Annotated in this window: 13 protein-coding genes; 12 read left to right on the forward strand and 1 reads right to left on the reverse strand. The window is 67.1% G+C overall.

Going from position 1 to position 13,982, the window contains the following annotated elements:
- The first annotated feature begins 1 nt into the window (after position 1).
- From A5659_RS05590 to A5659_RS05645, 12 genes are read left to right on the forward strand one after another with little or no spacing between them, the layout of a single operon-like run.
- The gene (locus A5659_RS05590; protein ID WP_066861586.1) at positions 2 to 871 is read left to right on the forward strand and encodes an ABC transporter permease; all 870 of its coding nucleotides are present in this window, start codon (positions 2 to 4) and stop codon (positions 869 to 871) included.
- Positions 872 to 876: 5 nt separating this feature from the next.
- Positions 877 to 2,184, forward strand: coding sequence for an MCE family protein (locus A5659_RS05595; protein ID WP_066877148.1), 1,308 nt, complete (start codon positions 877 to 879; stop codon positions 2,182 to 2,184).
- Positions 2,181 to 3,221, forward strand: a complete 1,041-nt coding sequence (locus tag A5659_RS05600; protein WP_067021599.1) for a virulence factor Mce family protein — start codon at positions 2,181 to 2,183, stop codon at positions 3,219 to 3,221. The genes A5659_RS05595 and A5659_RS05600 overlap by 4 nt, the downstream gene beginning before the upstream one ends.
- Positions 3,218 to 4,810 (forward strand): virulence factor Mce family protein, encoded by a 1,593-nt coding sequence (locus A5659_RS05605; protein WP_066878313.1) that lies wholly within the window; start codon positions 3,218 to 3,220, stop codon positions 4,808 to 4,810. Before A5659_RS05600 ends, A5659_RS05605 begins: the two co-directional genes overlap by 4 nt.
- Positions 4,807 to 6,420 (forward strand): virulence factor Mce family protein, encoded by a 1,614-nt coding sequence (locus tag A5659_RS05610; protein WP_066862441.1) that lies wholly within the window; start codon positions 4,807 to 4,809, stop codon positions 6,418 to 6,420. The genes A5659_RS05605 and A5659_RS05610 overlap by 4 nt, the downstream gene beginning before the upstream one ends.
- Entirely contained in the window at positions 6,417 to 7,580 is a 1,164-nt protein-coding gene (locus tag A5659_RS05615; protein ID WP_067142800.1) for a virulence factor Mce family protein, read from the forward strand. Before A5659_RS05610 ends, A5659_RS05615 begins: the two co-directional genes overlap by 4 nt.
- Positions 7,574 to 9,124 carry a virulence factor Mce family protein gene (locus tag A5659_RS05620; protein WP_066862448.1) on the forward strand — a complete coding sequence of 517 codons (1,551 nt, stop codon included), beginning with the start codon at positions 7,574 to 7,576 and terminating at the stop codon, positions 9,122 to 9,124. Before A5659_RS05615 ends, A5659_RS05620 begins: the two co-directional genes overlap by 7 nt.
- Positions 9,094 to 9,852, forward strand: coding sequence for an Mce protein (locus A5659_RS05625; RefSeq protein WP_066862451.1), 759 nt, complete (start codon positions 9,094 to 9,096; stop codon positions 9,850 to 9,852). Before A5659_RS05620 ends, A5659_RS05625 begins: the two co-directional genes overlap by 31 nt.
- The gene (locus tag A5659_RS05630) at positions 9,849 to 10,820 is read left to right on the forward strand and encodes an RDD family protein (RefSeq protein WP_067179672.1); all 972 of its coding nucleotides are present in this window, start codon (positions 9,849 to 9,851) and stop codon (positions 10,818 to 10,820) included. The genes A5659_RS05625 and A5659_RS05630 overlap by 4 nt, the downstream gene beginning before the upstream one ends.
- Positions 10,817 to 11,371, forward strand: coding sequence for a mammalian cell entry protein (locus A5659_RS05635; RefSeq protein ID WP_067179704.1), 555 nt, complete (start codon positions 10,817 to 10,819; stop codon positions 11,369 to 11,371). Before A5659_RS05630 ends, A5659_RS05635 begins: the two co-directional genes overlap by 4 nt.
- Positions 11,338 to 12,117, forward strand: a complete 780-nt coding sequence (locus A5659_RS05640; RefSeq protein ID WP_067021343.1) for a mammalian cell entry protein — start codon at positions 11,338 to 11,340, stop codon at positions 12,115 to 12,117. The genes A5659_RS05635 and A5659_RS05640 overlap by 34 nt, the downstream gene beginning before the upstream one ends.
- A 16-nt stretch (positions 12,118 to 12,133) precedes the next feature.
- Positions 12,134 to 12,832 carry a YoaK family protein gene (locus A5659_RS05645; RefSeq protein ID WP_067179675.1) on the forward strand — a complete coding sequence of 233 codons (699 nt, stop codon included), beginning with the start codon at positions 12,134 to 12,136 and terminating at the stop codon, positions 12,830 to 12,832.
- Here the strand turns inward: A5659_RS05645 and A5659_RS05650 are convergent.
- Complete coding sequence (locus tag A5659_RS05650; protein ID WP_066862467.1) at positions 12,829 to 13,911, reverse strand: phosphodiester glycosidase family protein; 1,083 nt, start codon at positions 13,909 to 13,911, stop codon at positions 12,829 to 12,831. The two genes, A5659_RS05645 and A5659_RS05650, sit on opposite strands and share 4 nt — an antisense overlap.
- Between the last annotated feature and the right edge of the window lie 71 nt (positions 13,912 to 13,982).

Here is a 13,982-nt window from a genome sequence, read left to right on the forward strand (position 1 = left end):
CGTGTCGACTTCCGCCGTCTTCCGCGCCCGCTTCCCGCGGGCGGCAGAGAACCTCAACCGCTACGGCCTCGCCGCCGCTCGCGGTCTCGACGACATCGGTCAGATGGCGTGGTTCGGCGCCATCGCCGTCGGGCACATCCCGCACGCGGTGCGCAACTACCGCAAGGAGACCCTGCGACTCATCGCCCAGATCGGCATGGGCACCGGCGCCATGGCGGTCATCGGTGGCACCGTCGCCATCGTCGGCTTCGTGACGCTGTCCGGTAGCTCGCTGGTCGCCATCCAGGGCTTCGCCTCGCTGGGCAACATCGGCGTCGAGGCGTTCACCGGCTTCTTCGCCGCGCTGATCAACGTGCGCATCGCCGCACCCGTCGTCACCGGCATCGCCATGGCGGCCACGGTCGGCGCCGGCGCCACGGCGGAGCTGGGTGCCATGCGCATCAGCGAGGAGGTCGACGCCCTGGAAGTGATGGGCATCAAGTCGATCTCGTTCTTGGCCTCCACCCGCATCATGGCCGGGCTGGTGGTGATCATCCCGATCTACTCCATGGCGATCATCATGACTTTCCTGTCCCCGCAGATCACCACGACGGTGATCTACGGGCAGTCGAACGGCACCTACGAGCACTACTTCCGGACGTTCCTGCGCCCCGAGGACGTGTTCTGGTCATTCTTGGAGGCCATCATCATCACCGCGGTCGTGATGATCACCCACTGCTTCTACGGCTATGAGGCCGGCGGCGGTCCGGTCGGCGTGGGCGAGGCCGTCGGTCGGTCGATGCGCTTCTCGCTGGTCTCGGTACAGGTCGTCGTGTTGGCCGCCGCGTTGGCGCTCTATGGCGTCAACCCCAACTTCGCGCTCACGGTGTAATCGCCATGGCCAGCCCGATCCAGACCAACGCCCCCCGCACCCCGCCCTACAAGCTGGCCGGCGTGGCGCTGCTGGTCGTCGCCGCGCTGGCGCTGGCCCTGATCTATGGGCAGTTCCGGGGCAGCTTCACCCCCAAGACGCAACTGACCATGCTGGCAGCGCGCGCCGGCCTGGTGATGGACCCGGGTTCGAAGGTCACCTACAACGGGGTGGAGATCGGCCGGGTGGGCTCGATCTCGGAGACGGTGCGCGACGGCAAGCCGGCCGCCAAGTTCACCCTTGAGGTGTATCCGCGCTACCTGAAGCTGATCCCGTCGAATGTCAACGCCGATATCAAGGCGACGACGGTGTTCGGTGGCAAGTACGTCTCGCTGACGACGCCGGCGAATCCGTCGCCGCAGAAGATTTCGTCGCGCACGGTAATCGACGCGCGCTCGGTGACCACCGAGATCAACACGCTGTTCCAGACCATCACCTCGATCGCGGAGAAGGTGGATCCGATCAAGCTGAACCTGACGCTGAGCGCCGCGGCGCAGTCGCTGTCGGGGCTGGGCGAGAAGTTCGGCCAGTCGGTGGTCAACGCCAACATCTTGCTCGATGATGTGAATCCGCGGTTGCCCCAGGCGCGCAAGGACATTCAAGGTTTGGCGGCGCTGGGCGACACCTACGCGAACGCGGCGCCGGACCTGTTCGACTTCTTGAACAACGCGGTGATCACCTCGCGCACCATCAACGCCCAGCAAAAGGATCTGGATCAGGCGTTGTTGTCGGCGGTCGGCTTCGGTAACACCGGTGCCGAGCTGTTCAACAAGGGCGGTCCGTACCTGGCGCGCGGCGCCGAAGACCTGGTGCCCACGGCGCAGCTGCTGGACACCTACAGTCCCGAGCTGTTCTGCACCGTGCGCAACTACCACGACATCGAGCCCAAGGCCGCCTCGTTCCTGGGCGGCAACGGCTACTCGCTCAACAGCCACACCCAGGCGCTGTCCGGGTTGGGGTTGGTCGCCAACCCGCTGTCGCTGGTCGCGGTCGCCGCGCTCACGATGGGGCTCGGCGGCGTCGCCGGCCTGGTCGGTGGTGCACCGAACCCCTACGTGTGGCCGGAGAACCTGCCGCGGGTGAACGCGCGCGGCGGCCCCGGCGGTGCCCCGGGGTGCTGGCAACCGCTCACCCATGACCTGTGGCCCGCACCGGAACTGGTGATGGACTCCGGCAACAGCCTTGCGCCGTACAACCACCTGGACACCGGATCGCCGTATGCGATCGAGTACGTCTGGGGACGCCAGGTAGGGGATAACACGATCAACCCATGAAAATCACCGGAACCCTTGTCAAGCTCAGCATCTTCTCGGTGGTGCTGCTGATCTTCACCGTGATGATCATCGTGGTGTTCGGTCAGATGCGCTTCGACCGCACCAGCGGATACACGGCGGAGTTCACCAACGTCAGCGGCCTGCGCGCGGGTCAGTTCGTCCGCGCCTCCGGGGTCGAGGTCGGCAAGGTCGACACGGTGGAACTGGTCGACGGCGGCAAGCGGGCGCGGGTGAAATTCAACGTCGACCGCTCGATCCCGCTGTACCAGTCGACGACCGCCCAGATCCGCTACCTGGACCTGATCGGCAACCGCTACCTCGAACTCAAGCGCGGCCAGGGCGACGGCGCCGACAAGGTGCTGGCGCCCGGCGGGTTCATCCCCCTCGCCCGCACCCAGCCGGCGCTCGACCTCGACGCCCTGATCGGTGGCTTCAAGCCGTTGTTCCGGGCGCTCGACCCACAGAAGGTCAACAGCATCGCGACCGCGCTGGTCACCGTGTTCCAAGGGCAGGGTGGCACCATCAACGACATCCTCGACCAGACCGCGCAGCTGACCAGCCAACTCGGTGAGCGTGACCAGGCCATCGGCGAGGTCATCAAGAACCTCAACACGGTGCTGGACACGACGGTCCGGCACCGGCAGCAGTTCGACCAGACCATCAACAATCTGGAGGTGTTGATCACCGGTCTCAAGGACCACGGCGACCAACTGGCCGGGGGGACCGCGCACATCAGCAACGCCGCCGGAACGGTTGCCGACCTGCTGGCCGAAAACCGCGGCCTGCTGCACAAGACGATCAACTACCTGGACGCCGTCCAGCAGCCGCTGATCGACCAGCAGGATCAACTGCAGGACTACCTGAAGAAGGTGCCGACCGCGTTGAACATGATCGGGCGCGCCATCGGGTCATACGGGGACTTCGTGAACTTCTACGCCTGCGACATCACCCTGAAGATCAACGGTCTGCAGGCCGGCGGCCCGGTCCGCACGGTCCGGCTGTTCCAGCAGCCGACGGGTAGGTGCACGCCGCAATGAGAACTCTCGAACCCCCGAACCGGGTCCGCATCGGGCTGATGGGCATCGTCGTCACGGTGCTGGTGATCGGCGTGGGCCAAAGCTTCACCAGCGTCCCGATGTTGATGGCCAAACCGCATTACTACGGGCAGTTCGCCGACACCGGCGGTCTCAGCAAGGGCGATAAGGTGCGCATCGCCGGCGTGGACGTCGGCAAGGTGGAGGGTCTCAAGATCGACGGCGATCACATCGTGATCCAGTTCAACGCCGGCACCGCGACCTTCGGCACCGAGAGCCGGCTGGCCGTCAAGACGGACACCATCCTCGGAAAGAAGGTGCTCGAACTCGAGCCGCGCGGTAGCCAGACGCTGCGGCCCGGGTCGACGCTGCCGATCGGCCAGAGCACCACGCCCTATCAGATCTACGACGCGTTCTTCGACGTCACCAAGGCCGCGCAGGGCTGGGACATCGACGCCGTCAAGCAGTCGCTGCACGTCCTGTCGCAAACCATCGACCAGACCTACCCGCACCTGAGCCCCGCGCTCGAAGGCGTGGCCAAGTTCTCCGACACCATCGGCAAGCGCGACGAAGAGGTCAAGCACCTGCTCGCCCAGGCCAACCAGGTGGCGGGCATCCTCGGTGACCGTAGTGACCAGATCGACCGGGCGCTGGTCAACGCCAAGACCCTGCTGGCCGCCTTCAACGAACGCGGCCAGGCCATCAACGCCCTGCTGAGCAACGTCGCGGCGTTCTCCGAACAGGTCAAGGGCCTGATCAACGACAACCCGAACCTCAACCACGTGCTGGAGCAGCTGCGCACCGTAAGCGACATCCTGGTGCAGCGCAAAGACGATCTGGCCAACGGTTTCACCGAGGTCGGCAAGTTCCTGCCGTCGCTGAACGAGGCCATCGCCTCCGGCCCGTTCTTCAAGGTGGTGCTGCACAACCTGGCGCTGTACCAGATTTCGCAGCCCTGGGTGGACGCCGCCTTCAAGAAGCGCGGCATCGACCCGGAGAACTTCTGGCGCAGTGCGGGATTGCCGGCCTACCGGTTCCCCGACCCCAACGGCACCCGATTCCCCAACGGCGCGCCGCCGCCGGCACCGCCGGTGCTCGAGGGCACGCCCGATCACCCGGGTCCGGCCGTCCCGCCGGGATCGCCGTGCTCGTACACGCCGGCCAATCCGGGCGGCAACGTCACCGTCGGGGACGAGGGGCTGCCGCGGCCGTGGAACCCGTTGCCCTGTGCGGGCGCGACGACGGGCCCGTTCGGTGGGCCGGGCTTCCCCGCGCCGGTCGACGTGATGACGTCGCCGCCCAACCCCAACGGTCTGCCGCCCACGCCGGGCATCCCGATCGCGGGCCGGCCGGGCGACCCGCCGCCAGACGTTCCGGGCACCCCGGTGCCGTTGCCGGCGCAAGCACCGCCGGGCGCGCGCACCGAGAACCTGGCGCCGGCCGGGCCGACGCCGCCACCGTCGACGTTCGCGCCGGGCTTCCCGCCGGGGCCCGCCGCGCCACCCGGGCCGGGTAACCAGCTGCCGGCACCGTTCATCAACCCGGGCGGAACCGGAGGCAGCGGCGCAGCGGGGGGAGGTAGCCAGAATTGAGCACCATCTTTGACGTCCGCAACATTCGGCTACCGAAGATGACGCGGACATCGGTGATCATCGGATCGCTGGTGATCGTGTTGGCTCTCGTCGTCGGCTACGTCGGCTGGCGGCTGTACGAGAAGCTGACCAACAACACCGTGGTGGCCTACTTCCCGGCGGCGAACGCGCTGTACCCGGGCGACAAGGTCCAGATCATGGGCTTGCGCGTGGGCGCGATCGACAAGATCGAGCCCAGCGGCAACAAAATGAAGGTCACCTTCCACTACGAGAACAAGTACAAGGTTCCGGCGAACGCCTCGGCGGTGATCCTCAACCCGACCCTGGTGGCCTCGCGGTCCATTCAGCTGGAGCCGGCCTACAAGGGCGGTCCGGTGCTGGCCAACAACGCGGTGATCCCCGAGGAGCGCACCCAGGTGCCGGTGGAGTGGGACCAGCTGCGCAACAGCATCACCAACATCATCTCCAAGCTGGGCCCCACACCCGAGCAGCCGACGGGGCCGTTCGGTGAGGTCATCACGTCCTTCGCCGACGGCCTGGCCGGCAAGGGCAAGCAGATCAACACCACGCTGACCAACCTGTCGCAGGCACTGACCGCGCTGAACGAGGGTCGCGGCGACTTCTTTGCGGTGGTGCGCAGCCTGGCGCTGTTCGTCAATGCGCTGCACCAGGACGACCAGCAGTTCGTCGCGCTCAACCAGAACCTGGCGGATTTCACCACCCGGCTGGCGCACAACGACAACGACCTGGCCAACGCGATCCAGCAGTTCGACAGCCTGCTCACCACCGTGCGCCCCTGGCTGGACCAGAACCGCGGCGTGCTGACCCACGACATCAACAACCTCGAGACCGCGACGAACGCGTTGCTGCAACCGGATCCGCTGAACGGGCTGGAGACCGCGCTGCACGTGCTGCCGACGGCCGCGGCGAACATCAACCAGATCTATCACCCGTCGCACGGTTCGGTGGTCGCCATCCCGTCGATCACCAACTTCGCGAACCCGATGCAGTTCATCTGCAGCGCGATCCAGGCCGGCAGTCGGCTGGGCTACCAGGAGTCGGCCGAACTGTGTGCGCAGTACCTCTCGCCGATCCTCGACGCGATCAAGTTCAACTACCCGCCGTTCGGCTTGAACCTGTTCAGCACGGCGGAGACGCTGCCCAAGGAAGTCGCGTATTCCGAGGACCGGCTGCACCCACCGAACGGATACAAAGACACCACCGTTCCCGGCATCTGGGTGCCGGACACCCCGACGTCGCACCGCAACACCCAGCCGGGCTGGATCGTCGCTCCCGGCATGCAGGGCCAGCAGGTCGGGCCGATCACCGCGGGCCTGATGACCCCCGAATCGCTGAGTGAGCTGATGGGTGGTCCGAACATCGAACCCGTCCAGTCGAACCTGCAGACCCCGCCGGGTCCGCCGAACGCCTACGACGAGAACCCGATCGTGCCGCCCATCGGGCTGAACGCCCCGGTGCCGATCCAACCGCCGCCGCCCGGACCGGATGTGGTCCCGGGCCCGGTCGCCCCGACACCGGCGCCGGTGTCCGCGCCCGCGCCGAACGCGGGCGGGCCGCCGGTACCCGCTGACTTTGGAGGTGGCCAGTGAGGGGCGCGCTTCGGCTGATCCGCCATCGGGCGTGGCAAGGGCTGACCCTGCTGGTGGCCGCGACGGTGCTGAGCTCGTGTGGTTGGAAGGGCATCTCCAACGTCTCGATCCCGGGTGGACCCGGCAGCGGGTCGGGGGCCATGACCCTCTACGTGCAGGTGCCCGACACCCTGGCGATCAACGGCAACAGCAAGGTGATGGTCGCCGACGTCTTCGTCGGCTCGATCAAGGCCATCAACCTGAAGAACTGGATCGCCACCCTGACGCTCGGTGTGGACAAGAACGTCAAGTTGCCCAAGAACGCCACGGCCAAGATCGGCCAGACGTCGCTGCTGGGTTCCCAGCACGTCGAGCTGGCCGCGCCGCCGAACCCGTCGCACGAACTGCTCAAGAGCGGCGACACCATTCCGCTGAAGAATTCGACCTCGTACCCCACCACCGAGCAGACGCTGGCCAGCCTCTCGCTGATCCTGCGCGGCGGCGGCATCCCGAACCTGGAGGTGCTGCAGAACGAGGTCTACAACATCTTCAACGGGCGCGGCGAGGCGATCCGGGCGCTGCTCGGCAAGCTGGACACCTTCACCAACCAGCTCAACCAGCAGCGCGACGACATCACGCACGCCATCGACTCGACCAACCGGCTGCTGACCTACGTGGGTGGCCGCGCCGACGTCTTGGATCGGGTGCTCACCGACATCCCGCCGCTGATCAAGCATTTCGCCGACACCCGGAACCTGCTGATCAACGCCGTCGACTCGGTGGGACGGCTCAGCCAGGCCGCCGACCAATACCTGTCGGAGGCGCGCGGGCCGCTGCACACCGATCTGCAGGCGCTGCAGTGCCCGCTGAAGGAGCTCGGCCGGGCGTCGCCGTACCTGATCGGCGCGCTGAAGCTGATCCTCACCCAGCCGTTCGACATCGACACGGTCCCGAAGATCTTCCGCGGCGACTACATCAACATCTCGCTGACGCTCGACCTGACCTACAGCGCCGTCGACAACGCGTTCCTCACCGGGACAGGTTTGTCGGGAGCCCTGCGGGCACTCGAGCAGTCGTTTGGGCGCGACCCGGAGACGATGATCCCGGACGTGCGTTACACGCCGAACCCGAATGACGCACCGGGTGGACCGCTGGTGGAAAGGGGGGACAGGAATTGCTGACTCCCTTCATCCGACGCCAGCTGATCGCCTTCGGGATCCTGACCGTCATCTCGCTGCTCGTGCTGGGGATCTACTACCTGCAGATCCCGAGCCTGGTGGGCATCGGCCGCTACACGCTCAAGGCCGACCTGCCGGCCTCGGGCGGGCTATATCCCACGGCCAACGTCACCTACCGCGGCATCACCATTGGCAAGGTCACCGACGTCGAGCCGACCGAGCACGGCGCCAAGGCGACGATGAGCATCGACAGTCGCTACAAGATCCCGATCGATGCGACGGCCAACGTGCACTCCGTGTCGGCGGTCGGTGAGCAGTACCTGGACCTCACCTCGAGCGGCAACCCCGGCAAGTACCTGGCGGAAGGACAGACGATCACGAAGGGCACCGTGCCCGCCGAGATCGGGCCGGCCCTGGACACGGCGAACCGCGGCCTGTCGGTGCTGCCCAAGGACAAGATCGGCAAGCTCCTCGACGAGACGGCGCAGTCCGTCGGCGGGTTGGGTCCCAACCTGCAGCGGTTGGTCGACGCCACCCAGGCGATCGTCGGCGACTTCAAGAACCAGATCACCGACGTCAACGACATCATCCAGAACTCCGGCCCGGTGCTGGACAGCCAGGTGAAATCGAGTGACAACATCGAGCGCTGGGCGCGCAACCTGAACAGGCTGGGCGCGCAGTCCGCGCAGGAGGACCAGCACCTGAGAAGCCTGCTGCGCCAGGCGGCCCCGACGGCCGACCAGGTCAACTCGGTGTTCAACGACGTCAAGGATTCGCTGCCCCAGACGCTGGCCAACCTCGAGGTCGTCTTCGACCTGCTCAAGCGCTACCACACCGGCGTCGAGCAGGTCCTGGTGTTCCTGCCGCAGGGTGCGTCGATCGCCCAGACGGTGGCGGCGCCGTTCCCGAACATGGCCGCCCTGGACCTGGCGTTGTCGATCAACCAGCCGCCGCCCTGCCTGACCGGCTTCATTCCGGCGTCGGAGTGGCGGTCCCCGGCCGACACCAGCATCCAACCGCTGCCCACCGGCACGTATTGCAAGATCCCGATGGAGACACCGGCGAACAGCGTGCGCGGCTCGCGCAACATCCCGTGCACGGACATTCCGGGCAAACGGGCCGCAACCCCGCGGGAATGCCGCGACCCCAAGCCGTATGTGCCGGCCGGTACCAACCCCTGGTACGGCGACCCGAACCAGATTCTGACCTGCCCCGCACCCGCGGCGCGCTGTGATCAGCCGGTGAAGCCGGGCATGGTGATCCCGGCGCCGTCGGTGGACAACGGACTCAACCCGGCGCCCTCGGACCGGGTGGCGGGCACACCCCCGCCCACCAGCGATCCGTTGTCCCGACCGGGGTCGGGTACCGTGCAGTGCAATGGCCAGCAGCCCAACCCCTGTGTCTACAAACCCAGCGGGCCTCCCTCGGCGATCTACAGTCCCCAAAGCGGTGAACTGGTAGGGCCAGACGGAGTTAAATACTCCGTCGAGAACTCGACCAGAACAGGAGACGATGGATGGAAGGAGATGCTGGCGCCAGCCGGCTGAACCCCATCGACACGGACGATTCGTTGACCACCCAGGACAAGAGCGAGGATTCGGCGGCACCTGAGAACGGAGCCGAGCAGACCGGTCCGCAGGATGCCTCCGCGGATCTGACCGAATCCACCGACGATGCCGCCGGTGCCGACGCCGAGGCCGACCAGTCCGAGTCCGAGGGCACGGCGGCGGACGACCCGGCAGCCGCCGAATCCGCCGTCGCCGCCGCCCAGCGCCGTCCGTCCCGGGTGACCCGCGGGTGGCTGGCCGCGATCGCCGCTGTGCTGGTGTTGTGCGCCGCCGGCGTCGGGGCCGGTGGCTACCTCGCGCTGCATTACCACCAGCAAAGCCAACAGATGGCGCGCAACGACGCGCTGGCGCTGAAGGCGGCGGTGGAATGCGTCTCCGCGACCCAGGCGCCCGACACCAATGCGATGACGGCGAGCGAGCAGAAGATCGTCGACTGTGGGACCGACGCCTTCCGCTCGCAGGCGCTGCTGTACACGAGCATGCTGGTGCAGGCGTATCAGGCCGCGAACATCCATGTTCAGGTGTCGGACGTCCGGGCGGCGGTCGAGCGCAACAACCGAGACGGGTCGATCGACATTCTCGTCGCGCTGCGCGTCAAGGTGGCCAGCGACCAGAACCAGAACGAGGCCGGCTACCGGCTGCGCGTGAAAATGGCGTTCGCCGAAGGGCAGTACAAGATTTCCAAGCTCGACCAGGTGACGAAGTGACGGTGGTGGTCGAACAGACTGCGCCCCGGGCAATTCAGGAGTCACCGCGGGAAGCCTTGGCGCCGTGGCATTCTCGTGTCATCGCCTTCTCAGTCGATGCGGTGGCGGGCCTGGCCGTCATCGTCACGATGGCGTTGGTCCTGCGTACCGTGCCGGCCCAGGGCGTGTGGTGGTGGCTGAGCATTTCCGCCCTGGGCGTCGTCACCCTGCTGGTGCTGGCCAACCGGTTGCTGCTGCCGGTGATCACCGGGTGGAGCCTGGGCCGCGCTCTGGCGGGCGTCGCGGTGACGCGCCGCACCGGAGACGCACCGGGCCCCTGGACCCTGCTGCTGCGCGACGTCGCCCACCTGCTCGACACCGCGTCGGTGGTGGGATGGCTTTGGCCCCTGTGGGATTCGCGCCGTCGCACGTTCGCCGACATGCTGGCGCGCACCGAAGTGCGGCGCCTCCCACCGGACGCGTCGCCGCCACACGTCCGCCGCTGGAGCGCGGTCGCGGTGCTAAGCGCGGCGGCGCTCTGCCTGGCCGGGGTCGCGATGAGTTTTTTCGGGGGGTACTGGCAGGACCGGGCGACCGACCAGACCCGCGCCCAGCTGGCGACGCAGGGGCCCAAAATCGTCGCCCAGATGCTGACCTACGACCCTAAGTCGCTGCACGACGACTTCGCCCGGGCGCTGTCGCTGGCGACCGACAAGTATCGGCCCCAGCTGTCGGCCCAGCAGGACCTGGTGCAAAAGGGGCACCCGGTGATCAACGAGTACTGGGTCACCAACAGTTCGATTGAATCGGCCGCCCCGTCCAGCGCAACGATGTTGATCTTCATGCAAGGTCGACGGGGCGTCGGGCCCGAGCAGCGCTACATCAGCGCGACGGTGCGGGTGGTATTTGCCAAGGGCCCCGGAAACGCTTGGCGCGTCGACGATCTCACGGTGCTGACCAAGCCGAAGCAGCCCGGGAGCGGCAAGTGAGTCCCCGCCGCAGATTTGCGCCCGGCGAGCGGCCACTGCTCATCGCGCGCCCGGTCGAGGCCGGGCGGCCATGGCTGTTGCCGTTGGCCGGCACGGTCGCCGCGGCGCTCATGGTGGTGGCGATCACGGCCTGCACACTGATGCTCGTCTCGCACGAAATCCGGGCGCGGGCCGCGTCCAAGGACCGCGAGGTGCTGACCTACGTGACCGGGTTCATGACGCAGTTCATCTCCATCGATCCCTTTCACGCCAACGATTACGTGAACCGGATCCTGGCGGAGGCGACCGGGGACTTCGCCAAGCAGTATGAGAAGAACGCCAACGAGATCCTGCTGCAGGTCGCCCGGGCCGAACCGGCCACCGGCACGGTCCTGGATGCCGGCCTGGAGCGATGGAACGACGACGGCAGCGCCAACGTCATGGTGGCGACGGCGATCAGCACCAAGTCGCCGGACGAGAAGCAGGTGTTGGAGAACGCCAATCGATGGGCGGCGACCGCGACGCAGGAAGGGAACAAGTGGAAGATCAGCAACCTGCAGCAGGTGATGTGACCGCCGAGCGGACTCCGGCCGCCTCCGGGGACGACGCGAACGACGCGACGGACGCGACGCACCAGGCCCGCCCGGAGCGCCACGACGAAGAGGCCGAGGCCACAACGGAATCCGAGGCCACCGACCGGGACGCGGCCGCACCGCACAGCGCTGATGACGGGGCCACCGACGACGAGGACGCGGAGCGGGTGGCCGACGCGCCGCAGGGTACCGCCGCGCGCAAGAACCGGCGGACCGCAAAGGTCTGGGCCGCCGTTTCCGCCATCGCCGCCCTGCTGTTCGTCGGTTCCGCCGCGTTCGCCGGCGCGATGCTGCAGCCGTACCTGGCCGACCGGGCCACCGCCGCAACGAAACTCAACGTCGCGCGGACCGCCGCCAATGCGATCACCACGCTGTGGACGTACACCCCGGAAAACATGGACACCCTGGCCGATCGCGCATCCCGGTATCTCAGTGGCGATTTCGAGGCGCAGTACCGCAAATTCGTCGACGCGATCGTGGCACCCAACAAGCAGGCCAAGATCACCAACCACACCGACGTGACCGGCGCCGCGGTCGAAACCCTCGACGACTCCAACGCCGTGGTCATCGTCTACACCAACACGACGTCCACCAGCCCGTTGACCAAGAACGTCCCGTCGCTGAAGTACCTGTCCTACCGGCTGTTCCTGAAACGTTCCGACAACCGTTGGCTGGTGACCAGGATGACGACGATCACGTCGCTGGATCTGACGCCCAAGGTTTAGCGGCGAGTCCGGGCGCATGGCTGTCACGTCACCGGTCTCCGAGCGATGGACGGTAGCGGCGTTGCTGCTCTTGACCTTCGCCACCGGGTTGGCCGACTCGATCAGCATCCTGGTGCTCGGCCACGTGTTCGTCGCCAACATGACCGGCAACGTGATCTTCCTCGGATTCTGGCTGGCCCCAAGGACGATCATCGACCTGACCGCCGTCGCGGTCGCCCTGCCGACCTTCGTCTGCACCACGATCGCCAGCGGCCGATTGGCGCGGTATTTCGGCCTGCGGACGCGGACATGGATCACCACGGTGCTGACGATCGAAATCGTCCTGCTGCTGGCGCTCGCGGTTCTGGCGGGCACGGGAGTGCTGCGCTACCAGGCGACCTCCAAGCTGGTCATGATCGGCATGCTCGCGGTGACGTTCGGTCTACAACACTCCAGCGCGCGCCAGTTCGGCATCCAAGAGCTCTCCACCACGGTGCTCACGTCGACGATCGTCAGCCTCGGACTGGACAGTCGGTTGGCCGGAGGCACCGGCGAACGGCAGCGGTTGCGCATCGGCGTCGTGGCCACCATGTGCGCCGGCGCCTTCTTCGGGGCGACGATGTCGAGATACGTGATCGCCCCGGTGTTCGTTGTCACCGCGGCGGTGATCGCCACCAGCCTGCTGATCTTCCGCTTCGGGCCGCCGGCGGCGAAAACCCGAAGCGCCCGTTACTAGTTGAACGCCAGCCAGCTGGGCAGCGCCCGCTCGTGTGAATCACAGAGCACTTGCCGGGTGTCGCATGATCCCCGCGGTGATCCGGCGCCGGCCCACATGCCCCCGGTGTCGCGGCGCAGCACGATCGCCGACGAGCCGCCGCCGTCGAGCAGCACCGCGTTGTCACTGCCCAGCCCGCGGAACAGGTCCTGCATGTTGTCCGGGGTGTAGTTGCCGCCCTCGAAGATGTACATCTCGTCCTTTTGCCGGGCGTAGGCCAACGCCGTTCGGGCCGCGCTGGGTCCGCCGTCGTGCAGCTGCCCGGTGTTGCCGGGCGCCAACAGCCCGATGCCCGAGACCGCGACGAACTTCTCGTTCTTGTTGAGCAGGTCGGCGACCACCGGGGTGGCGGCGTCGTAGTCGCTCTTTGTCCTGGGCCACACCACATATGGCGCACCACCGGACGGCAGGATCATCGTCGACAGCGCGCTCCAGCTTTCACCGCCACCGGACAGACCCTGCTTGCCGGGGTAGGCGACGGTGCCGGTGACCGCCTGGTTGGCGCGACCCTGGCCCTGCGTGTTGTCGACGAAGGCGCCCAGCGGTGAGCTGCAGCCGGTCTGACGCCACGAGCCGCCCTTCTGCCCGCGGACGTCGAAGAAGTTGGCGTTGATGGCGATGGTCGGCTGGCCCATGCGCTGCCACGCCTGCAGCGGTGCGTAGAGCTCGGAGGCCTGCCAGAGACCCTCGCCGGTGCGCGCCCCGGGGTTGTTCTCGCAGCGGGCCTGATCGCCGCGATGCGTGTCGACCAGCAGGTGCGGGGACAGGCGCCCCGCCGCGTTCTTGATGATCATCAGGTGCCCGCCGTTGTCCATCTCATACCAGCTGCCGCCGGCGTTGAGCATCGGCGCGGGATGGCCGGGGCCGAAGTTGTAGACCAGGTAGGAACCGCGGGTGCTGCCGATGGCATTGGCGAGCAGATCGCGCCCGTCGGCGGCGCGGGCGAGGGGCTGCCCGGAGGTGACGGCCAGGGTGAAACAGGCGACGAGGGCGGCGCACGACGCTGCCAGCCGGCGGAAGCTGGCGCGTCGGGTCAGCACGGTAGCCCTTTCCGCCCGGAACTAATGCAACATAAACATCATCAGCCCCATAAGTCACACTGTCAACAAAG

The sequence above is a fragment of the Mycobacterium sp. 1165196.3 genome, from assembly GCF_001673415.1.
GTDB lineage: Bacteria > Actinomycetota > Actinomycetes > Mycobacteriales > Mycobacteriaceae > Mycobacterium > Mycobacterium europaeum_A.